The 20422-nt window shown below is 55.9% G+C and carries 23 protein-coding genes; 9 read left to right on the forward strand and 14 right to left on the reverse strand.

Going from position 1 to position 20422, the window contains the following annotated elements:
- The first annotated feature begins 145 nt into the window (after window positions 1–145).
- Window positions 146–487 carry a metal-binding protein SmbP gene (locus H8K03_03270; protein ID UVT20948.1) on the forward strand — a complete coding sequence of 114 codons (342 nt, stop codon included), beginning with the start codon at window positions 146–148 and terminating at the stop codon, window positions 485–487.
- A gap of 110 nt (window positions 488–597) precedes the next feature.
- Here H8K03_03270 and H8K03_03275 read toward each other — a convergent pair whose 3' ends face one another.
- The gene (locus H8K03_03275) at window positions 598–840 is read right to left on the reverse strand and encodes a hypothetical protein (GenBank protein UVT20949.1); all 243 of its coding nucleotides are present in this window, start codon (window positions 838–840) and stop codon (window positions 598–600) included.
- A gap of 113 nt (window positions 841–953) precedes the next feature.
- On the opposite strand from H8K03_03275, the gene H8K03_03280 reads away from it, so the two are divergent.
- Entirely contained in the window at window positions 954–1889 is a 936-nt protein-coding gene (locus H8K03_03280) for a DUF72 domain-containing protein (GenBank protein UVT20950.1), read from the forward strand.
- Window positions 1890–1930: 41 nt separating this feature from the next.
- Here the strand turns inward: H8K03_03280 and H8K03_03285 are convergent, their stop codons facing one another.
- Window positions 1931–2605 carry a phosphoribosylglycinamide formyltransferase gene (locus tag H8K03_03285; protein UVT20951.1) on the reverse strand — a complete coding sequence of 225 codons (675 nt, stop codon included), beginning with the start codon at window positions 2603–2605 and terminating at the stop codon, window positions 1931–1933.
- Window positions 2595–3632, reverse strand: a complete 1038-nt coding sequence (locus H8K03_03290) for a phosphoribosylformylglycinamidine cyclo-ligase (GenBank protein UVT20952.1) — start codon at window positions 3630–3632, stop codon at window positions 2595–2597. Before H8K03_03290 ends, H8K03_03285 begins: the two co-directional genes overlap by 11 nt.
- 190 nt (window positions 3633–3822) lie before the next feature.
- Between H8K03_03290 and H8K03_03295 the strand changes: the two genes are divergently transcribed.
- Window positions 3823–4440 (forward strand): response regulator, encoded by a 618-nt coding sequence (locus H8K03_03295; GenBank protein ID UVT20953.1) that lies wholly within the window; start codon window positions 3823–3825, stop codon window positions 4438–4440.
- 19 nt (window positions 4441–4459) lie between these two features.
- On the opposite strand, the gene H8K03_03300 is transcribed toward H8K03_03295, so the two are convergent.
- The 3 genes from H8K03_03300 to H8K03_03310 all read right to left on the reverse strand — a co-directional run bounded on the left by H8K03_03300 (window position 4460) and on the right by H8K03_03310 (window position 8794).
- A complete protein-coding gene (locus H8K03_03300) occupies window positions 4460–5851 on the reverse strand; it encodes a sigma-54-dependent Fis family transcriptional regulator (protein ID UVT20954.1) in 1392 nt (463 codons plus the stop codon).
- 94 nt (window positions 5852–5945) lie between these two features.
- A complete protein-coding gene (locus H8K03_03305) occupies window positions 5946–8279 on the reverse strand; it encodes a HAMP domain-containing protein (protein UVT20955.1) in 2334 nt (777 codons plus the stop codon).
- 134 nt (window positions 8280–8413) lie between these two features.
- On the reverse strand, window positions 8414–8794 hold the full coding sequence (locus tag H8K03_03310) for a DUF1844 domain-containing protein (GenBank protein UVT20956.1): 381 nt from the start codon (window positions 8792–8794) through the stop codon (window positions 8414–8416).
- A 170-nt stretch (window positions 8795–8964) separates the two neighbouring features.
- Here H8K03_03310 and mazG point away from each other — a divergent pair, with 170 nt between their 5' ends.
- The gene (gene mazG, locus H8K03_03315; protein UVT20957.1) at window positions 8965–9852 is read left to right on the forward strand and encodes a nucleoside triphosphate pyrophosphohydrolase; all 888 of its coding nucleotides are present in this window, start codon (window positions 8965–8967) and stop codon (window positions 9850–9852) included.
- The gene (locus H8K03_03320; protein ID UVT20958.1) at window positions 9849–10466 is read left to right on the forward strand and encodes a hypothetical protein; all 618 of its coding nucleotides are present in this window, start codon (window positions 9849–9851) and stop codon (window positions 10464–10466) included. The genes mazG and H8K03_03320 overlap by 4 nt, the downstream gene beginning before the upstream one ends.
- 36 nt (window positions 10467–10502) lie before the next feature.
- Here the strand turns inward: H8K03_03320 and H8K03_03325 are convergent, their stop codons facing one another.
- Complete coding sequence (locus tag H8K03_03325) at window positions 10503–10919, reverse strand: hypothetical protein (protein ID UVT20959.1); 417 nt, start codon at window positions 10917–10919, stop codon at window positions 10503–10505.
- Between the two features lie 214 nt (window positions 10920–11133).
- Between H8K03_03325 and H8K03_03330 the strand changes: the two genes are divergently transcribed.
- Both H8K03_03330 and H8K03_03335 read left to right on the forward strand, forming a co-directional pair.
- Window positions 11134–11946 carry an SEL1-like repeat protein gene (locus H8K03_03330; GenBank protein ID UVT20960.1) on the forward strand — a complete coding sequence of 271 codons (813 nt, stop codon included), beginning with the start codon at window positions 11134–11136 and terminating at the stop codon, window positions 11944–11946.
- Between the two features lie 371 nt (window positions 11947–12317).
- Window positions 12318–13046: a cytochrome-b5 reductase gene (locus H8K03_03335; GenBank protein UVT20961.1), complete on the forward strand. Its 729-nt coding sequence runs from the start codon at window positions 12318–12320 to the stop codon at window positions 13044–13046.
- A 139-nt stretch (window positions 13047–13185) separates the two neighbouring features.
- Here H8K03_03335 and hemG read toward each other — a convergent pair whose 3' ends face one another.
- The 3 genes from hemG to hemE form a co-directional block, all read right to left on the reverse strand.
- Window positions 13186–14670, reverse strand: coding sequence for a protoporphyrinogen oxidase (gene hemG, locus H8K03_03340; GenBank protein UVT20962.1), 1485 nt, complete (start codon window positions 14668–14670; stop codon window positions 13186–13188).
- Window positions 14667–15617 carry a ferrochelatase gene (locus H8K03_03345; protein UVT20963.1) on the reverse strand — a complete coding sequence of 317 codons (951 nt, stop codon included), beginning with the start codon at window positions 15615–15617 and terminating at the stop codon, window positions 14667–14669. The genes hemG and H8K03_03345 overlap by 4 nt, the downstream gene beginning before the upstream one ends.
- Window positions 15618–15693: 76 nt before the next feature.
- On the reverse strand, window positions 15694–16719 hold the full coding sequence (gene hemE, locus H8K03_03350; GenBank protein ID UVT20964.1) for a uroporphyrinogen decarboxylase: 1026 nt from the start codon (window positions 16717–16719) through the stop codon (window positions 15694–15696).
- A gap of 282 nt (window positions 16720–17001) precedes the next feature.
- On the opposite strand from hemE, the gene H8K03_03355 reads away from it, so the two are divergent.
- A complete protein-coding gene (locus H8K03_03355; protein UVT20965.1) occupies window positions 17002–18057 on the forward strand; it encodes an acyl-CoA desaturase in 1056 nt (351 codons plus the stop codon).
- On the opposite strand, the gene H8K03_03360 is transcribed toward H8K03_03355, so the two are convergent.
- The 4 genes from H8K03_03360 to H8K03_03375 form a co-directional block, all read right to left on the reverse strand.
- Window positions 18054–18524, reverse strand: coding sequence for a hypothetical protein (locus H8K03_03360; GenBank protein UVT20966.1), 471 nt, complete (start codon window positions 18522–18524; stop codon window positions 18054–18056). The two genes, H8K03_03355 and H8K03_03360, sit on opposite strands and share 4 nt — an antisense overlap.
- 22 nt (window positions 18525–18546) lie before the next feature.
- Window positions 18547–19371, reverse strand: a complete 825-nt coding sequence (locus H8K03_03365) for a DMT family transporter (protein UVT20967.1) — start codon at window positions 19369–19371, stop codon at window positions 18547–18549.
- A 95-nt stretch (window positions 19372–19466) separates the two neighbouring features.
- The gene (locus tag H8K03_03370; GenBank protein ID UVT20968.1) at window positions 19467–19670 is read right to left on the reverse strand and encodes a hypothetical protein; all 204 of its coding nucleotides are present in this window, start codon (window positions 19668–19670) and stop codon (window positions 19467–19469) included.
- A 94-nt stretch (window positions 19671–19764) separates the two neighbouring features.
- Complete coding sequence (locus H8K03_03375) at window positions 19765–19935, reverse strand: hypothetical protein (GenBank protein UVT20969.1); 171 nt, start codon at window positions 19933–19935, stop codon at window positions 19765–19767.
- A gap of 165 nt (window positions 19936–20100) precedes the next feature.
- On the opposite strand from H8K03_03375, the gene H8K03_03380 reads away from it, so the two are divergent.
- Window positions 20101–20421 carry a zinc ribbon domain-containing protein gene (locus tag H8K03_03380; protein ID UVT20970.1) on the forward strand — a complete coding sequence of 107 codons (321 nt, stop codon included), beginning with the start codon at window positions 20101–20103 and terminating at the stop codon, window positions 20419–20421.
- The last annotated feature ends 1 nt before the right edge of the window (window position 20422 follow it).

Below are 20422 nucleotides of genomic sequence, written 5' to 3' on the forward strand. Positions count from 1 at the left end.
AATGGTACCAACAATGGGTGATATCCGCGCTCTTCACCGACCTCCTTCATGGAGAACATACAAGAGCTGATACTTGCTAAAATAAGCGGAAGTTTCCTACAGTCTTTTGCGGCGGTGTAATCTAACCACAATAAGGGAGGCAAAGATGACCAGCAGATTCTACCGTGGTGCTCTCATTGGTGTTGCACTTGGAATGTTCGTCGGTGCGCCGATACTCCACGCACAGCCGTCCCCAGCCGGTAACGTGAAGGACGCCGTCATGCACACCAAAGAAGCCGTGGAACATGGCAAACAGGGCCATGCCGATGCGGTGGTCACACATGCCGAAAAGGCTCGGAATCACGCTGAGAGGGGAGGCAAAAACCCTCATTTAACCGAAGCGATCAACCATCTGACCGAAGCCATCGAGCATGGTAAGGCGGGCCACGCCGACGCTGCAACGGAACATGCCGAAGCCGCCCTCACGCATCTGAATGAAGTCAAATAAGAGACGACCTACGGCGAACATACGACGGGCAGGGGAAGATACCCCCCTGCCCGTTTCCCTATGAAGAAGTTGCTCGGTAGGCGCCCAATGAAGCTATCCTGCAAGTGTGTCTAGCGAGTAGAACCTGACTTTGGTTTGACGCGCTGCGACGTTCGTCCCTTACCCTCTTCAACCGACATTCGCCTGAGCAATGCTCGCCCCATCCGCGTGCCCATCCCTAACAGCGCCGCTTGCCTGTTTTTGAACTTTGATCGCCGTCCATTGGGCAGGGGATACTGCCGCAATGGACGAAGGTCCATCAAAATGCGCTCGAAGGGAAGAGGCGCGATATACTGTGAATCTTTCCGAGCCATAGCGTGCCTCTCGGGTGTGGAGTGTTCTCCCTACGATAGGAGAACCGTACGTGCTTTTGGACCTGGGAGTAGCCCTAGTTTCTTTAATTCTCCTCCAGTACAATCGTGCACCCATGTCGCCCTCCCCTCTGATTCGATTCGGTACCTCGACGTGGACCTACGAAGGCTGGAAAGGCCAAATCTATCAGCGGCAGTATGCGAAGACGGCGTTTGCCCGTGAATGTTTGGGGGAATATTGCCAGTACCTCCACAACGGTGAACCGCTCTTTCGTACGGTCGGCAACGATTCCACTTTCTACCGACCACCCACAACCAACCAACTCCGTTACTATCTCAACCAGATCCCGGAAGACTTCGAGATGTGTTTCAAGGTCTGGGAGGAGATGACCATCCACACGTTTGCAACCCAGGTTCGTTATGGCTCCAAGGCGGGGCAAGCGAACCCGCGATTCCTTGATGCGAAGCTGTTCAATGAGCTGGTCCTCACGCCCTATCGGGAGGCGAATTTTCAGCCACACATGGGAGTACTCATGTTTGAATTTCAACAACACGGGATGCCCACGGGTGAGTTCTGCTCACGGCTGGACCGGTTCTTCGGACAATTACCGCAAGACCTTCGCTATGCGGTGGAAATCCGGAACGCCGGGCTGCTGGGTCCTGAATACAGAAAGGTCCTCGAGAGCCATGGGGTGGCCCACGTGTACAACCACTGGTCCTATATGCCGGGACTCCTACACCAGCACACACGAATGAATGAGCATTTCACCGCGTCGTTCGCCGTCATACGCCTGCTCACGCCGCTCAACATGAGCCATGACGCAGCCGTCAAACGGGCGGCGCCCTACAACAAGATCGTGGGAGTGTTGCCACAGATGAGGGAAGAAACGGTGGCCCTCATCAAACAGACCGTGGGAGAGAATCGTCGGGCCTATGTGCTGGTGAACAATCGATCGGAGGGCAATGCGCCGTTGACGATACAGGCTTTGAAACATACTCTGGAATTTTCGCTCGCATTGGACAGCCATACCTCATCCATTTGGCAACGATGAAATTGTGGCGTGAGTATGGAGAGTCTATTCAGAGGAACTGATCACGAAGAGCTGATCACAGCCTCCCCGTCCGGCTTGGCGGCATCGATGAAGACACGGCGACCGTCGACGCGCAGTCGGCCTTCGGCAAAGAGCTGTACGGCGCGTGGATAGATCTTGTGCTCTTGCACAAGGATTCTGGCGGCCAGGGTTTCAGGAGTGTCATTGTCCAAGATCGGTACAGCGGCCTGGATGATGATCGGCCCTTCATCCACACCTTCCGTGACGAAATGTACCGTGCATCCCGCCAACTTACAGCCCCAATCGATGGCTTTCTTCTGCACATCCAAACCGGGAAATGAGGGCAATAGCGACGGATGGATATTCATCATCCGGTTGGCATACGCGTCAACCAGCACGGCGGTGACAATTTTCATATAGCCCGCCAATAAGACGAGCTCTACATCATGGTGTCGGAGCACATCCAGCAGCGCCAGGTCATAGGCTTCACGACTGTCCGGTCGTCCCGCAAAGGGTTTGGGATCGACGAACAGATCTTTCAGGTCGTGCTTTCTCGCGCGCTCGAGCGCCACGGCATCCTTCTTGTTGCTAATGACGGCCACAATCTGCGCCTGCGTCCGGCCCGCCTCAATGGCATCGATAATGGCTTGCAAATTCGAGCCGCGACCGGATGCCAGCACAGCGATCCGCAGAGGAGTCGTTCGGCTAATCGACATACTCCACCTCCGGCTCTTCTGCGGTGGAAGACACGATTTCGCCGATTTGCCATCCTCGATCGCCCAGCGCCGCGGTATGGGCAAGTACTCCTGACACCGAAGCGGGCGGCACCACGAGGATCAACCCGATGCCCATATTGAACACCCGGTACATCTCTTCGCGATCGACCTGCCCTAACCGGCTCATCACCTCGAAGATCGCTGGAACGGGCCAGGCATTGCGGCTGATCTTCGCGCGCATCCCTTGTGGGAAAACCCTCGGCAGATTTTCCGTGATCCCTCCGCCGGTAATATGAGCCACGGCTTTGATGGGAAATTCTTGAATGAGAGAGAGAATCTGCTTGGCATAAATTCTGGTCGGTGTGAGCAATACTTCTCCTAGTGGGCGATCGAGTTCCGGCAATCGACTCGCCACCGTCAACTGCTCCTGGTCGAATAACACACGGCGCGCCAGCGAAAAGCCATTGCTATGCAACCCCGTAGACGCCAATCCGAGCACCGCGTCGCCCGGCTCGATGGCTTTCCCATCGACAATTTTCGACTTTTCAACCACACCGACAGCGAATCCGGCCAGATCGTACTCACCGTGGGCGTACAGCGACGGCATCTCCGCCGTCTCTCCCCCGATCAACGCGCACCCGGCTTGACGGCAGCCTTCGGCGATCCCTGAAACTACGGCTTGGGCCTTCGATACGGACAACTTTCCGGTGGCGAAATAGTCCAAAAAGAACAGCGGCTCCGCCCCGCTCACCGCGATATCGTTGACACACATCGCCACCAGGTCGATCCCGACGGTATCATGCTTATCCATCATGAAAGCGATCTTCAATTTGGTGCCCACCCCATCCGTTCCGGAGACAAGCACAGGTTCGTTGTATTTGCCGGCTTGTAAGCCGAACAGCCCTCCAAACCCGCCCAAATCTGCGAGGACTTCCGGACGAAACGTGGATCGGACGAGTGGCCTGATACGGTCGACCAACTCATCTCCTGCGTCGATATCTACACCGGCGTCACGATAGGTTGTCATGAGTGGATCTTCGAAAGCACTAGGTCAATCCGGCATGCGTTACCTTCGGAGGCGCATCTTAACGGAGGGTCCTCCGGAGGTCAACGCGCAAGTCGTTGATCCCTCTCTTCCGCTTTTTTCTTGCCGCTTTGGGAATAAGTCCTATACTGGTGTACGTATCTTCGCGTACAAGCCTATGAAGGAGGGGGTAGTGGCCATTTTGATTGTCGACGACTCTCCCGACGAGCGTCTGCTGCTTCACCATATCCTGAAGAATGCAGGCTATCGGGACTTGATCACCATCTCGTCAGCGCGTGATGCCTTCACCCAGCTGGACCTGGATCATGCCGGCACCAACGGCGTCAAGGTCGATCTGATTCTGATGGACATCAAGATGCCGGATATGGACGGAGTCGAGGCCTGTCGCCGCATCAAGGCGATCGATGCGTTCGCACAGGTCCCCATCATCGTGGTGACGGCACGGAATCAAAAGGACTTCTTACAGGCGGCGTTCGACGCCGGTGCGGCAGACTACGTCAGAAAACCGGTCGAACCGGTCGAGCTCTTGGCCAGAGTCAAATCGGCGATCAAACTCAAACAGGAGACCGAGGCGAGAAAAAGCTGGGAGCAAGAAGTCACCAAAACGATCACCGAACTAGACCACACACTGCGCCACATGGTGGCCTTACAACAATTGATCCCTGTCTGTCCGTCTTGCAGGACATCTCACCCTTCGCAGATTTCTCAAGCCGCACTCGACGAATATGTCCAGACTCACCCCGAGACGAAATTCCGCGACCTCACCTGCCCCGCTTGCGCAGGGACCTGATCATGTGTCTTTCTGCCGTCTAGCTCTCAGGCCGCATTTCCACATCCAGCAACTTGATCTTCCGGTGGAGATGACTTCGCTCGATCTTGAGGTCCTCCGCGGTCCGTGAAATGTTCCAATGATGCTCTCGAAGCTTGCGGCTGATGTACTCCTTTTCAAACGCATTCCGCGCATCCCGGAGTGAGTCAAAGGATTTTGTGAGGAGCGGATTCGCTGCTTGACTGGCGACGGGAACGACACCGGCGGTCCGTCCTTGCAACGACATGGCAACCTGCGAGGCCTCGATCACAAACCCCGGCACCATGATCATCAGCCGCTCAATCAGATTCCTTAATTCACGAATATTGCCGGGCCATTCGTATTGCTGGAACACCGCCATCGCTTCCGGCGAAACTTCTTTCATCCGCAACCCTTGTTCCTCGGCATGTGCTTTCATGAAATGCTGCACCAAAGCCGGAATATCCTCCCGGCGCTCGCGGAGCGGAGGCACAATGATCGGAACAACGTTGAGCCGATAGTACAAATCTTCTCGAAATTGGCCCTTGCCGATTTCTTTTTCCAAGTCCTTATTGGAAGCCGCCAGCACCCGCACATCCACCTTCATCAGCTTGGTGCCGCCGACCCGCGTAAACTGCTGCTCCTGCAAAGCCCGTAACACCTTTGCTTGGGTATTGAGACTCATGTCGCCGATTTCGTCGAGAAACAACGTGCCGCCGTCAGCCTGCTCGAATTGGCCGCGCTTCATCGACGTGGCACCGGTGAAGGATCCTTTTTCGTGTCCGAATAATTCGCTCTCGATCAAGGTCTCCGGAATCGCGGCGCAATTGACGGCCACGAACGGATGATCCGATCTGCTGCTGCGCACATGAATGGCGCGGGCGACCAGTTCTTTTCCGGTCCCGTTCTCGCCTCCGATCAGTACCCGGCTGTTCGTGGGTCCTGCCGTTTCGATGAGTTCACGCAGCCGCTGCATGACCTGGGAGTAGCCGACCAACTCGAACTTTTGCTGGACCTTCGTCCGTAAAGATCGATTCTCCTGCGCCAATCGGTACTGCTCCAGCGCATGCTTGACGCGAAGCGTGACATTCTCCAGCGACAACGGTTTCTCGATATAGTCGTACGCGCCGAGCTTGATTGCTTTCACCGCCGTTTCAATGGACCCATGCCCGGAAATCATCATGACCTGCGTGGTGGGCACAAACTCTTTCACACGGCGCAGCGTCTCCAGTCCGTCCATTACAGGCATCCAAATATCGAGGATCATAAGATCCGGCGGATCAGTACCGCACATCTTCAGCGCTTCCACCCCATTGGCTGCCACGACAACCTCATACCCCTCGTCCTCCAGGATGCTTCGTAAAGACGTCCGAATCGCTTCCTCGTCGTCCACTATCAGAATTGATGCCGCCATCTATCCTCCCTACTGCGTAGACCGCGAGTCTTCTCACCTGACTCTCGACTGATCGTGCCTGCTGTGCCGGTGAAAGATTGCGATCACATTCGCGTTACACCGGCAGATCGAACGTAAATACCGCTCCTTTGGGGTGATTGTTCCCGACCTGGATCTGACCTTCATGGTCTGTGATAATCCGGCGAACGATCGCCAGCCCTAACCCGGTTCCGGTTTTCTTACGGGTGAAGTAGGGCACGAACAGGCGCTCCTGGTCCTCAGGGGCAATTCCAGGTCCTTCATCCGCCACGGTGACCACCGCGCGTCGTCGTTTCGTGTCATATTTCGTGGCGATCCACAACCTCCCCTTTTGATTCATGGCTTGCACCGCGTTGTCGAGGAGATTGACAAACACCCGCCTCAGTTGTTCCCGGTCGAAATTAATGGGCGGCAGATCCTCATCAAGCTCGATCTTCAACTCGATATCTTTCTGTGCCTCGCGATACAACGTGACCACTTCACGCAGTACGTCGTGCAGAGATTGCCGTGTCATCTGCGGAACAGGCAGACGGGCGAATTTCGAGAATTCGTCCAGCATCTCTTTCAGGCTTCCCACTTCATTGATGATGACGTTCGTCGCATCGTCGAACACCCGGTCAAGATCCGGTGACTTTTCGAAGAACTTCTTCCGCAATCGCTGGGCCGACAGTTGAATGGGCGTCAGTGGATTCTTGATTTCATGGGCGACGCGCTTCGCGACTTCCTGCCAGGCGGCGACTTTCTGTGCCTTGATCAACTCCGTCAGATCTTCAAAGACCAACACAAATCCCAGGTCTTTATTCCCCTCATCCCGCATACGGGAACCTTTCAGGCCGATCGTGATCAGCTTCCCCTGAATGTCCAATTGTCCTTCCAAATCCAAGTTGTCGCGCTCATCGGCCAACATACGATCATAGGCAGTCTGGAACAAGTCAAGCCCGAACTCTTTGAATACATCATTGGCCGGGCGCTCTCTGAACCGATCGGCGGCCAACCCAAGAATACGCTCGGCCGATGGATTGAATGTGGTAATCATTCCGCTCCTATCGATTGACAGGAGACCGGCGGCGATCGTATCCACGACCGTTTCAATATAGGCACGGCGGCGATCCAGCTCGACGTTGGTGTTCCGGAGCGTCAGGTTGGCCTCCTCAAGCTTGGATTTACTCCCCTGCAGATCCTGCGTCATCCGGTTAAACGACGCGATGAGCGTCCCGATTTCATCGGTCGCCTTGGCATCGATCTGCACAGTAAGGTCGCCTTGGGCGACAGCTTCCGTTGCTTCCGCCAACCGCTGAATCGGCACGGTAATACCGCGTGCCACATAGAACCCGAACCATGTCGCGCTGAAGAGGATCAAGACCGTCACGACAGCCACGAAAAGATAGGCCCCGGCTTTGATCGGGTTTTTCATCGCCTTGAGCTGCTTATACTCCGCATATTGCCGGCCGATTCCCTCCATCTTGGTCAGCAGCGATTCAGGGACATAGGTCTCAACGACGACGACCCCCTCCAACTCGCCCTGTCGGATTCCGGAGGCCACAGGGATCGCCGCACGCACTAACCTCCCTGTTTGGGCCTCCTGAACTGAGGTAAATTCATGCTTGCCGTTGATCACTTGTAAGACCAGCTGACTGATCGGCAGATCCAGCACCCCGGCCGGAACCTCACTATCGAGCGCCTTTGTGAGTGTCTCCATCTTGCTCGAAAAGACCTCGATCCCTGCGACACCGTATTCCATACGTTTTCGAGCCATCGCGGCAATCAGAAGATCGCGCTGCACCGGGGTCAGCATGTCCTCGCGGAACAATTCCTGCGCAATCGCCCGTGCGCTGTTGACCGCGAGCGCGACATGCCCCGCATGCTGAAGGCGAGCCACCTCATAGGAGTCTTTCATGACCCTCTCGATGTGCTCGCTGAACCACACATCGACCGCTTTGTTCACAAGGCCGCTCGCCACGAATGCCAGTAGTACGGTGGGAATCAATGAGAACCCGATAAATGCCGCGATGAGCTTTGTCCGAAACCCCGACCCGACGAGCTTGTGGCGGCGTTCGAAATAGGCCTTGATGAGGTTCCTCGACAGCAAGAGCGTCAAAACGACGAATCCGATCAGATCCAAATTGAGCAGGAGAAGGACGAAGGCATAACTGGTCGTCGGCAAGAATGAGCCGGTCTCGTCGACACCCGGAACGACAATCCGCCAGTAATACAGCGTGAGCGCCAAGCAGGGGATCAGAAGGATCAGGACGATCCAGACCGGGCGAAGGTGGAGTTTTTTGCGGTCAGGTTGCTTGGGGATGTCAGCCGAAGAATTGCGCGATTTACTGCCGAGAGCCACAGGTTGGACATCACCAGCCGCGTCGGAGACGGGCTCTAACACACGTATGGGACGGTTTGGCTCAGGCATTCGCTCGCCTTCCGCGCATGGTCAACCCGAACAACGGCAGCCCTTACCACTATAGCCGACTCACAGAGCAGTCTCAAAGTCCGCGCAGAGATCGCGGAATTTCGGCGAGTGGGGGAAAGCCCAACAACGGGATGTTACTTCGGCGAGGCCAGCGTCACATACTTCATGCGAAGGGCATAGAGCATATCGCGCAGGACCGCCTGCTCTTCAGGGGTCAGATTGCCCTTGGTCTTGTCTTCCAAGACGGACAACAGATCGATGATTTCTTTGGCTTGGGGGAGGTTGACGGGAATCGGCGCTTGCTGAGGATCCAGTTGCTCGCCCATGAGCATGAGCGACGACGAGCCCAATGAGATCACAAAGGACGAAAACGTGACGGGAAGTGCCGGAGCCGTCTGGGATGGTTCGGTCTGTGCTACAGCGGCAGGTTTCGATTCTTGTGGAGTCGGCGAAGCCTCGGTCCCTCCACTCGCCCGCCGATCCCGAATGATGAACCCCTGCTCCTCCTCAACCATTATGTCCCTCTCGTTGAGCTGCTTCCACACATGTCTGGATGCTGGCGGTACCCTACCATAGGGTCTATTTGGTCGCAAGCCGTCACCGAGATTGAAGAAGCCGCCAGACTCGGTATAGAGTGACAAATCCTCAGCCCGGCGGTAGACGACCGAAAGGGGTGGCTCACTCAATGTCGACACAATTTACCAAAGTGGTTGAGCTCATGGCTGCGTTGCGCGCGCAAGACGGATGCCCCTGGGATCGGAAGCAAACCCATGAGTCACTGAAACCATACCTGCTTGAGGAAACGTACGAAGTCCTGGAGACGATCGATCAACGTGACAAGCAGAAGCTTCGAGAAGAACTTGGGGATGTTCTCTTGCAAGTCATCTTCCACAGCCAGATTGCCGCTGAGGCCGGGACGTTTACCGTTGACGATGTGCTCGACACGCTCGCCACAAAGTTGATCCGCAGACATCCCCATGTCTTCGGTACCAGCGACCAGGGAGGACGCGCGACGAATAGCGAGCAAGTCCTTGCCCAATGGGAGGAAATCAAGCGCGCTGAACGCGAAGCCGCCGGCCATACGACCTCAGCCTTAGCAGGAGTGCCGAAAACCTTGCCGGCATTGTTGCGGGCTTATCAGATTCAGGCCCGAGCGGCCCGAGTCGGCTTCGATTGGCCGCACAGCGATGCGGGTCTGGAACAGATCATTGGAAAAGTTCTCGAGGAAATTGGTGAAGTGCGTGAGGCGCTTGCGTTGAATCGAGCGAGCGTGAACGCGGGTTCCGATCGACAGGACTCCCGTGAGGAGGTTGAGGCTGAGCTGGGGGATCTGCTGTTCTCCCTGGTCAATCTCGCCCGCTTTCTCAAGACGAATCCTGAAGACGCGCTGCGCCGAGCAACGAATCGCTTCATCGATCGCTTCCATCTCGTGGAAGCACAAGCTGAAGCGAAAGGCCGGTTGTTGACGGACATGACATTAGCCGAGATGGATGAGCTCTGGGAGGAAGCCAAGCGCCGGTTGCAGAGCCCACAGCCAGATACCACACCGCAGATCGGCGATCGCACACTATGAGCAAGAACCAAGAACCGTACGAAGAAGGGAAGCGTGCCGGAGCCCATCCGCTGCTGGTGGTATTTGGCATCCTCATCGGATTGTGGTTGTTTGTCGCGCTGATCGTCCCCAGTTCGAGAAACAAACAGGCAACCGGCACCGAAGGTCCCAATGTGTCGGCCATCGAAGACCCCGAAGCCGCTCCCGTCATGTTCAAAGTCCAAACGACCATCCTGGAGATGAACACCGTGGGTCTGGTGGTTCCTGCTCAGGCAACGGATAGTCAAATTGTCGCCCTACTGAAACGCCTCAAGGAAGCGCGACTGAAAGGGACGCTTGGCGAACAGCTCCCCGCCACGACACCCGGTCACAAACTGGGGGACCATGCCATTGCAGACATCTATATCTTTGGGGACAAACAGTTCGCGGAAGCAGAAACGATCCGCACACTGGCACGAGGGGCTCATGCTCCCGGTACATTGTACCCGAATGCTATTCCGTTCGAGGTGGCAATGGAACAAGTCCGTGGCTATTACCGCATCGACCTGAATGATACCGGCAGTCCGGACAAGGGATCGCTTGGGTTTGCGGACGAATCAGGCGTGCACTCAAAACAGTATAGAAGAATCTTTTAACGGATTCGGAGGCGAGGATATTGCGCGTAGGGATCGCTAGATCCCCACACGCCTTTTGACATCCTGCCGAACAGCTGCTTGATCCGATTCAAATAACGTCTCCAGTTTTGGGAACAAATGGGTGAGCGACCCGACAAACGGGGCCAGCAACACATCACGTCGTTCCGCCAACAGTCCCTCCTCCTCAGCGACCCGTATCTTCCAGTCGGCAATCTTCTTGGAAAGAATGTTACTCACCAGCAGCTGCTGACCGGGTGAACCGGTCACCACTCCGAGGAGCCGCTTCTTCACCACCTCCAGCTCATCCGGTATGGAAATCTTCACGCGCACACCATGCGGCGTCGCCCAGGTCGACCGTTGAATCGAGTAGTCGTACGAAAAGACCTGCTCCCTTGGCTCACGAAACGGGCCGCTGACGTCTAAGATGGTAAGGGTGCTCTCGGGTGATCGCATAATTTCGGCGCTTTCCAAAGGGTGAAACACGCACGTTTCAAACCGTACTATAAAAGCTTGCAGTTGGGTAGAACAAGGGGCTATCTATAGAGACGCTGAGACGGCCAACATTATCAGCTTCAATACCGGCCGGGCCTTAACGGAAACCAGAGAGCCTGAGACAGCTTTCTGACACCTTGATATACTTCGATTAAGCGATGTTCTGAGAGGAGGCATGGCCAAGAAAGGCTATCCTGGACTTGTAGTCGTACCTCCCAGCGATCGGTCGATCTTACGACGTCGATTGGTTCGTTGGGGGCTCCTCGTTATCGCTGTGATCTGGATCATCTCGACCGTCACGGTATGGCCACCCACGTACAATAATACGGACTGTGAAAGCGGTCCCGACGGGGAACATTTGGGCAATCTCTCCGAGAAATGTAGCTCTCCGAACCAATCAGCCACAGAAGCAGCGTCTCATCAAGAAGAGTTTAGTCTGACGCAACTATCACAGGCCGAAAGTCTGGCTGGGACACCAAGCTCCACTCCTACGCCAGCTCCAAATTTCGAGAGGTCCACGACGCGGCCCGCTCCCACTCAAGACTCCAAAACCCACTCTTCCGTTCCATCAAGTGCCTCCCCGGATCGGACCATAGCGACTTCAGGCAATCAGAGATCAACGGCAAATCTATCGACCGGAAAATCGGCGCCGAATCCGGATGTTGATGCTCAACTCGCCGAACAGGGCGATGCATTTGCCCAATATCGTCTTGGACGTTTTTACGCGCAACGGCATGGACCGCAAGCACCCGAGTCCGTAACCTGGTACAAGAAAGCTTCTAACGGTCTCCAGCGCTTGGCCGAAACCGGCAACGGACAAGCGATGTACGTTCTTGGCGTCATGTATGCCTACGGACGCGGGGTGGCAAGAAATACGGAACAAGCGCGGCACTGGCTGACCCAGGCTGTTGAACGGAAGATTACCGCGGCTCAGCCGGTCCTCGCGAGTTTAGACGAGGATCAGACTTCTGATCCAAGCCGCAGATGAGCGAAGAAATCCAACCGGTGATAGCGAAATAATCGGTCCGGATGGTGCGCTCCACCACCCAGACCCTTACCGTTAAATCCGGGAAGGTTGTTTTACTCATTGTTGCCTGTGACACACATACCCTCCCCGTTTGATGTTTGACGATTGAAATATTGCCGAAGCATAAACGGCTGCATTCCGGCAGATGAATTCCCAATTCATCGTGCTGTCAGCTCAAGCGCCCTCCGACAAAATACGTCGCCGCCACCATCGTTTGCTTCTTTCCACTTTCCTGTGTTTCGAACCGATGCAGACTCGTACAGCAGCATTGATACCAAACCGACCGCGGCTTGTTGCGTCTATCGATGTGACCCCGTATGATGCGTTCCATCATGGAATCTGTCACCCGGATCAAGACGAAAACGCCGAGTCCGTACAAGCTGACGGCCGTCGAGACCGACACCCATGACACAAAGACCTTCCGATTCGAACTCCCCACCGATGCGACGCTGGATATGCTGCCCGGCGACTTTCTCTACGTCCATGCGACGATCAACGGAAAAGCCGTTAAGCGGCCGTATACGCCGTCCTCGCTGCCCGGTACGACCGGCTTCTTCGAGCTGACCGTCAAGCGTTACGAAACCGGCCTCGTCTCCAAGTTTCTCCATGATCAGGGAATCGGAGACAGCATCCTCATAAGCGGACCGAACCCGGGCGGCCATTGGGTGGACGGCATGGCAAAACGGGTGGGATTCGTGGCCGGAGGCACCGGCATCACGCCGATGATTTCCATCATTCGCTGGATTCTTACCAAGAAGATCGATGCAGAGTTATTCCTACTCTTCGCCAATAAAACAGAATCGGACATTATCTTTCGACGGGAGTGGGAGCGAGCTCTCCGGGACTATCCGAACTTTCATTGCCACCACGTGTTGGAACAGCCCCCGCTCGGATGGTCGGGTAGCACGGGCCGAATTACCCCTGACATCCTGCGCCGACACCTTCCCGCTCCCGATGCCGACACCCGCATTTTCCTCTGCGGTCCCCCTCCGATGGTCGACTCTCTGGAAGCGACACTGAAAGAACTCGGTTATCCCGAGCAGTCCGTGATCCTTCCGTGAATGAGGATGCCATCGGCCAACTGGCTGGCTGAACGTGTATCAGATGCTTGCCAGCCGCCAGGAAGCCGGCGGCCCGACCGAATTCCCGTTGACCAAAACCTGGATCTATCAGTGATGAGGGTGAGGGAGATTGAGAGAGTTAGGCTGAGTCCAGATCCACGGTACGTCGACCATCGCTGCCGATTCCACCGAGTAAATCCCGCATGACCCGCCCGGCTGCGGCCGTCCCGTCGGAGATGCAATCGGGAATGCCGACTCCACGATAACCGGCTCCTGTGAGGACGAGTCCAGGATAGCGGCCCACTGCCGCATCGAGTTGCGCCAATCGGTCGAGGTGGCCAAGCGTGTACTGCGGCATCCCCTTCCACCACCGATTGACTTCTGTGTAACTCGGCTCCGCTCTGATACCGCATATGTCACTGAGTTCGGTACGTACTTTCGCCGTCAAGGCGTTGTCGTCCAGTTGCAGAATATCTTCACGCCCTACCCCGCCGACATAGCAGCGCACCAATAGTTGGTCGGCCGGTGCACGATGGGGCCACTTGCGTGAAGTCCAGGTTGCTGCGATCAAATCCCGCCTTTCGATCCGCGGCACGATAAACCCGAATCCGTCAATCGCTTCAGGCACGGCCTGGGCAGGAAACGCCATGGCAATCGTGGCAGTGGACGCATAGGGAATCATATCGAGCAATCCGCCGGCGATCGGCGTCAACGGACGCAACAGGTCCGCTGACACATACGCCGGTGTCGCGAGAACCACACTTTCCGCGGAAAGTGCTGAGCCATCGTGAAGAATAAGGTCGTACATCCAACGGCCCAATTCATGAGATCTCACCCTGAGGGCCTCGACTCGGCAACCCAAACGAAGCTCCACACCCTGCTGCGCCAACCGTTGCATCAGAGCGTTCACGAGATCTCCCAGTCCATTTTTCAGACTGATGAACATCGTTCGCCGTGGATGGCCTGACGAAGGCAATGAAGAAGTTTTCTTGGTCTCCATCATGCCGCGAACGACACTTCCATGTTGCTGCTCCAGCTCAAAGAACCGAGGGAACGTGGCTCGCAGGCTCATTTGCTCGGCATCTCCGGCATAGATCCCGGACATGAGCGGCTCCAATACTCGCTCAAACGCTTGCGGGCCGAACCGCCGGCGAAGGAAATCCGCCAACGACTCATCGCCTGTGCGCAAACCAGGCGGAACGGCGATCTCAAGGCCCATGCGAATCAACCCCGCCCAAGTGAGCAGTCCACTTTGCAGAAAGACTCCCAATTGTTTTGGAACAAATGAGAGCAGACCCTCCGGTAAATCGTGCAACTGTCCACCCCTCAACACACAAGCCTTCTTGGCCGTCTCATTGGTATTGATGAGCTGATCGGCGAGTCCCAACTTCGTGCACAGTTCAAGACCGGCGTGCTTTTGAGAGAGGAAGGAGTCCGGTCCGGCTTCCGTCACAATCTCGCCGACCCGGTGAGTGACGATTTTTCCGCCCCAGGATGATTCAGATTCGAGGATTGTGCAGCGGATGGGAAGGCCGGCCTTCATCGCCTGCTCTTGCAGTGAAAAAGCAGTGGCCAGGCCGGAAATGCCGCCGCCCACTATCACGACTGTGCGTGGTCGAGTCACGACGGAATGCAGAGAGAAGATTCGTGGGCCGTCAAGATCTCGCGTAACGTCTCGATGAGTGCGGGCGAGTCGTTCAGCATGGCCATGCGCTCGAGATGCATGCCTTTGTTGGCCGCCAATTGCTTCAATTCAATGTCGATATCAAAAAGAGTTTCCACGTGGTCACAGATGAACCCGATGGGCGCAACCAACACATGTCGGTGTCCTGACCGGCAGATCGTGTCGAGCATCTCCTCCACGGTGGGCCCTAGCCACGGTTCTGAAGACCGCCCCTGACTTTGATAGGCGAAGTAGGTCGATTGGCTCCCCAAGAGCCGGGTCACAGATTCGACCGTGCCCTTGACCTCCTCTGGATACGGATCCTTCATCGCCACAATCCGTTCGGGAAGACTATGGGCCGTGAACAGCACCGGTACTGTAGCTCGCACATCCGAAGGAAATGCGAGAAGCCCTTGCCGGATATTGTCCACAATAGCCTCGATCAACCGAGGATGCCGGTGCCAGCTGCCGACATAGGTCACGCCGGTACGATCCTCCCATTCAGCACGAGCCTCTTCGACTTTCCTCCGATACGCTCCGGTGCTCAGGGAGGATTGTTGAGGAGCCATGCACACCCCAATGATCTGCTCCGGCGATGCTTTCAGCAACTCGGCATATGTCTCTCGGATAAAGGGATGCCAATGACGCAAACCGACGTACACGCGGTATCGGCCATCACCCGATCTATTCAGTTGCTGTTCCAGTTTCTTTGCGACCTCTTGGGTGATGCCGACGGCCGGGGATTTTCCACCGGTCACTCGGTACCGTTCACGAATTTCCTCCACCAACTCGGGAGGCGTCGGCCGTCCCCCTCGGACATCCCGCAGAAACGGCTCGACGTTCTCCAGACAATCGGGCCCGCCCATGGCCATGAGCAAAATCGCGGTGTGATGTGTCGTACCTGGCATTGTTCTATGTCGTTCGCAAGACGATGAAGTTCGCTATATCGAGGTACACTTCACGAGGGACGATTCACTTTATTACTCACCGTTGGCTGAGCTTGTGCACCATGTCGATCGTCGCGGCCACATGATCGACAGGTGTCGTGGGTAAGATCCCGTGACCGAGATTGAAGATGTGTCCGGGACGCCCTCCAGCCCGACGCAAAATATCCTCGACCCGGCGTTCGATTTCATGAAGCGGCGCGAACAGCACCAGCGGGTCCAGGTTGCCTTGCACGGCACGATCGTGCCCGACCATCGTCCAGGCTTCGTCCAGATGAATTCGCCAATCGATCCCGATGACATCGCCCCCCGCTTCACGCATCTGCCGAAGAATAGCGGTCGTGCCGGTGCCGAAATGAATCATCGGAACGCCTTCCCGCTTGAGACCCTCGAAAATCCGCTGGACGTGCGGCATCACATACTCGGTATAGTCACCCACCGAGAGACACCCAACCCAGCTATCAAAAAGCTGAATCGCCTGAGCCCCCGCTTTGATCTGTCGTCGGAGATAGCCGGTGAGTACTCGCGCGAATTTGTCCATGAGCCGATGCCATGCGGTGGGATCCCCATACATCATCTGCTTGGTGTGCAGATAGTTGCGAGAGCCTCCGCCTTCAATCGCATAACTCGCGAGCGTAAACGGCGCACCGGCAAAACCGATCAAAGGCACTCGCCCGTTGAGAGCGCGCCGCGCTTGCCGAATGGCTTCGGCAACATAGTCCAGTTCGTCCCCGTCGATGACTTTGAGCTGGTCCACCGCCGTTCGGTCGCGAACCGGATTGTGAATGACCGGCCCCTCCCCAGCGGCAAACTCGAGGCTGAGTCCCATCGGCTCCAACGGAAGAAGAATGTCGGCAAAAATAATGGCGGCATCCAGTGGAAATCGCTCAATCGGCTGAAGGGTGACCTGAGCCGCAAGCTCAGGGGTTTTGCACATCTCGAGGATCGAATGTTTTGCGCGCAACGTCCGATACTCGGCCATGTAGCGTCCGGCCTGACGCATAAACCACACGGGTGTGCAGTCGACGGATTCACGGCGACACGCTTTGAGAAATCGGTCGTTCATCGCAACCGCATTCTAGAGACGCATGAGCAGACCTGTCAAACCTGGGAAACAAGGCTCTCTGGGGCCATTCAGGAACTCCGATAATAAGTAGACAGGGGACCCCATTCCAGTACAATTACACTGGCGGGGGCCATGCAAAAAGTCAGGTTTCACTTTCCTGACATTCCGTGTATAATGCTGACCTGACCTATTCTGCGTGATCCATCAGCTTAATCGGGACCCCGGCTCCCTGTTTCCCACCACAGTGACGTTGCCGATCCCCCCGACGTAGAGGAGAATTGTATGTCCGACGTGCAAACGCTTCGCCCGACTAAAGCCCAGGAATTTTGGTATTCTTTTCTGCGCTGGTTCGACTCCTGGGCGGGCTTGGAACACACAAAAGTCGACGGCCCCCCCAAGGTGGACTGGGTACGTAGTATCCCTTTCATTGCCGTGCATCTGATGTGTTTGGGAGTGCTCTGGGTAGGCTGGAGTTGGACCGCGGTCGCCGTTGCTATCGCATTCTATTACATCCGTATGTTCGCGATCACCGGCTGGTACCACCGATACTTCTCGCATCGCACGTTCAAGACTTCCCGTACGGTCCAGTTCTTATTTGCGTTATTGGGCGGCTCCTGCGCGCAACGCGGTCCCTTGTGGTGGGCCGGACATCATCGCCATCACCACATTGCATCCGACACACCGGATGATGTGCATTCCCCACGTCAAGGGGGATTCCTGTGGTCTCACATGGGCTGGGTGATGTCGCAAACCCATTACGCTCCGCGTCTCAAGGGAATCGCCGACTTTGCAAAGTTTCCGGAGCTGCGGTTTCTGGACCGATTCGATGTCCTCGTTCCCACCATCACCGGGTTCGGAATGTTTGGCTTCGGCCAGTTGTTGGAAGCCTTTGCACCAGGACTTGGCACCAACGGACCCCAGATGTTGATCTGGGGATTTTTTATCTCGACCGTGGCACTGTTTCATGGGACCTGCACCATCAACTCTCTATCACATGTCTACGGGTCACAACGGTACGAGACCGGCGACGACAGCCGAAACAACTTTTTCTTGGCTCTGATTACCATGGGAGAAGGGTGGCACAACAATCATCATTATTACCCGGCTTCCACCAGACAAGGCTTTTACTGGTGGGAAATCGACATGAGCTACTACTGCCTGAAAGGTTTGGAGTGGTTAGGACTCGTCTGGGATGTCCGAGGTGTCCCGGAGTATGTGCGTGAAGGAAAAACCAAGCAAGACTCCGACCGTAGCGTGCTCAAAAAGAAGATTGAAGTGGCGCTTACCGAGGCCACGGAGCTTCCAGCCTCGCAGCCTCAACTCGAGCTAACCCGCTAGATCCAATCGGGTCCATCGTCGGACCTTGGCTGATCAGACGCCCGATCAGCCAAGGTTTCTCGGATTCGACGGCTTTCCCCTTCGATCGACTTTCGTTCTTCCTCGGACAGCACCCATGCGTCACCAGGACTCAGCTCGAAACGATAGTGGTCCTTTCTGAGAGTGAACCACTCGACATAGGGGTGCGGCTCCAGGTTGGGATGCGGATCGAGCGAAATGAGATTCACCGTTCCAATCTGTGGATTCGCCATATCGCCGATCACTTGTCCTGCCATCTCGTCGTCTTCGAACCGACCGTTGCGGAATCGAATCACCTCTCCGGCAATATCAGTCTTGAAGTTTCCGCGTAAATAGAAATCCACCGGACCGATCACGGCAAACACGACCTGTCCAACGACGGTGCCCTCGACTCGGTTGTCCAAAAATCCTTCACAAACCCACCGTCCATTCCCGAACTTCTGTGCCATACGATTCCTCCTTTCGGAACGATCAACCGCCGAACGCTCCGATCACCACTGCCAATAAGATGAGTGCGCTTCCGATCCACCCTTGCACATCCAGCGTCTCTCCGAGAAAGTACCACGAGAGCCAGGCCGCGTAGGCAGGCTCGGATGCAAATAGTAACGCCACCTGCTGAGCGGGAACCAGTTGCTGAGCCCAGATTTGGACGGCAAACGCCAGCGTGGCCAGAACACCGGTGACGCCAAGACCGATCAGCAGGACGGTAGTGGGCTCAAAGGAACTTGATATCGCCCCTTCCCACCACGGAGCGGGAAGAAACAACACTGTCATCGCCACCATCTGCCAGACGAGCAGCGACGGCGCATCAACTTGGCGGGTGAAGCGCTCAAGACAAATGATATGCCCCGCAAACGCGAGGGCGCAGCCCAACGTCATCAGGTCCCCTACGTTCATGGATGTAGTGGGCTTCACCAACAACCATAGTCCAGCGACGGCGATCCCCGTGGCCAGCACGACTCGTCGGTCGATCCGTAGCAGGATCAGCGGGACAAAAATCACGTACAGCGCCGTCAGAAAGGCTGAACTCGATGCGCTCGTATACCGGAGTCCAACAGTTTGCAGCAGGTACCCAAGAAAGAGGAAGACGGTGGTGAGCGCGCTCGCCCCTAATACCGCACGGTCATAATGCAATCGGCGGCGGCTGAACACAAACCAGAGCAGAATGAGCACGGTGCCCACAAAAAATCGGAGCAACAAGAAAGAGAGTGGAGCGATTTGCTCAAGCGCCGCCTTGGTGGCCGGGAATGTGGCTCCCCAAATAACGGTGGTCAGCAGGAGTGCAAGTCGCGGCATGGATTAAAAAGTACCGGGTACCGAGCATGAGGGTTGAGCCAACAATCGGACGACGCGACTCGCACTGAGCGCCGCGGGCTCAGCACGTTATGTGTCTACGGTTTACAGAGCGGGCACAGCCGTTGTCTGTTCACTCCCGCTTGCTCCATGGCGCGGAGCGCCCGTTCTTTATCGGGATAATCGAACCATCCCCCTTCCCAAAAATCGCTGGAGGTCACAGTGGATGGAACCTCTGAACAACGGTCTCGGTGGAGCGTCACGCGGTCGATCGCGCGGGCAATGTGAACCCAGTAGATCATGAGAAATCAGCGATGGGCGAATAGGATGAGGAACAGGAATGATCGGCGCATCGATAGGCGCAGCCATTCCCTGTTCCCTCTGACCCGTACCGACTCAAGGAAGGAGCTGCCACTCATCCTTCTCGATGAAGACCTTCACTCCGGTCTGTAACTTTTTGACATCGTCTTTCTCGAAGAGCCTCATGTAGCGCTCGATTCGATCTTCATCGTCGATCCGTTCTTCCTGCATCATACCGTTGTTGCCTTTGTACCGTCGAATCAGCATGACATCGACACCCTCCTCTGAAGCTGGTAGTTTGACTGAGTAAGTTGTTACAATAAACGGAACGTTGTGAGCCGGTCAAGATCGCTTGCTGAAGGTCAGCTTGTCAAGTCCCGAACGGCTCCACTGGGTGCAAGGTATTCCGTAAAGGAAGAAAGGATAGCCCCTGTGCCATTGTATGAATACCGTTGTGGACAGTGCGAGAAAGAATTCGAAGCCACCCAGTCCGTCCATGCGAGGGTCGAGGACACCGAGTGTCCCCATTGCCATGCACGGCAAGCGACTCGGCTCCTATCTTCTTTCTCGTCCAGTGTCATTGGTGATCGCAAACCCGGGTTTTCTGAGATCAAGGCCAACGCAATGGTCAATGAACGGATGCAGCGATTCTCTATGTTGCCGCCATTAAATGTGAAGCGCAATGTGCCGCCGCCGAATATGTCCTCCGAATCAGACTCCTGTTCGAGCGAGGGGTCCAATCCAGGATCGTAAC

The sequence above is a fragment of the Nitrospira sp. genome, from assembly GCA_024760545.1.
GTDB lineage: Bacteria > Nitrospirota > Nitrospiria > Nitrospirales > Nitrospiraceae > Nitrospira_D.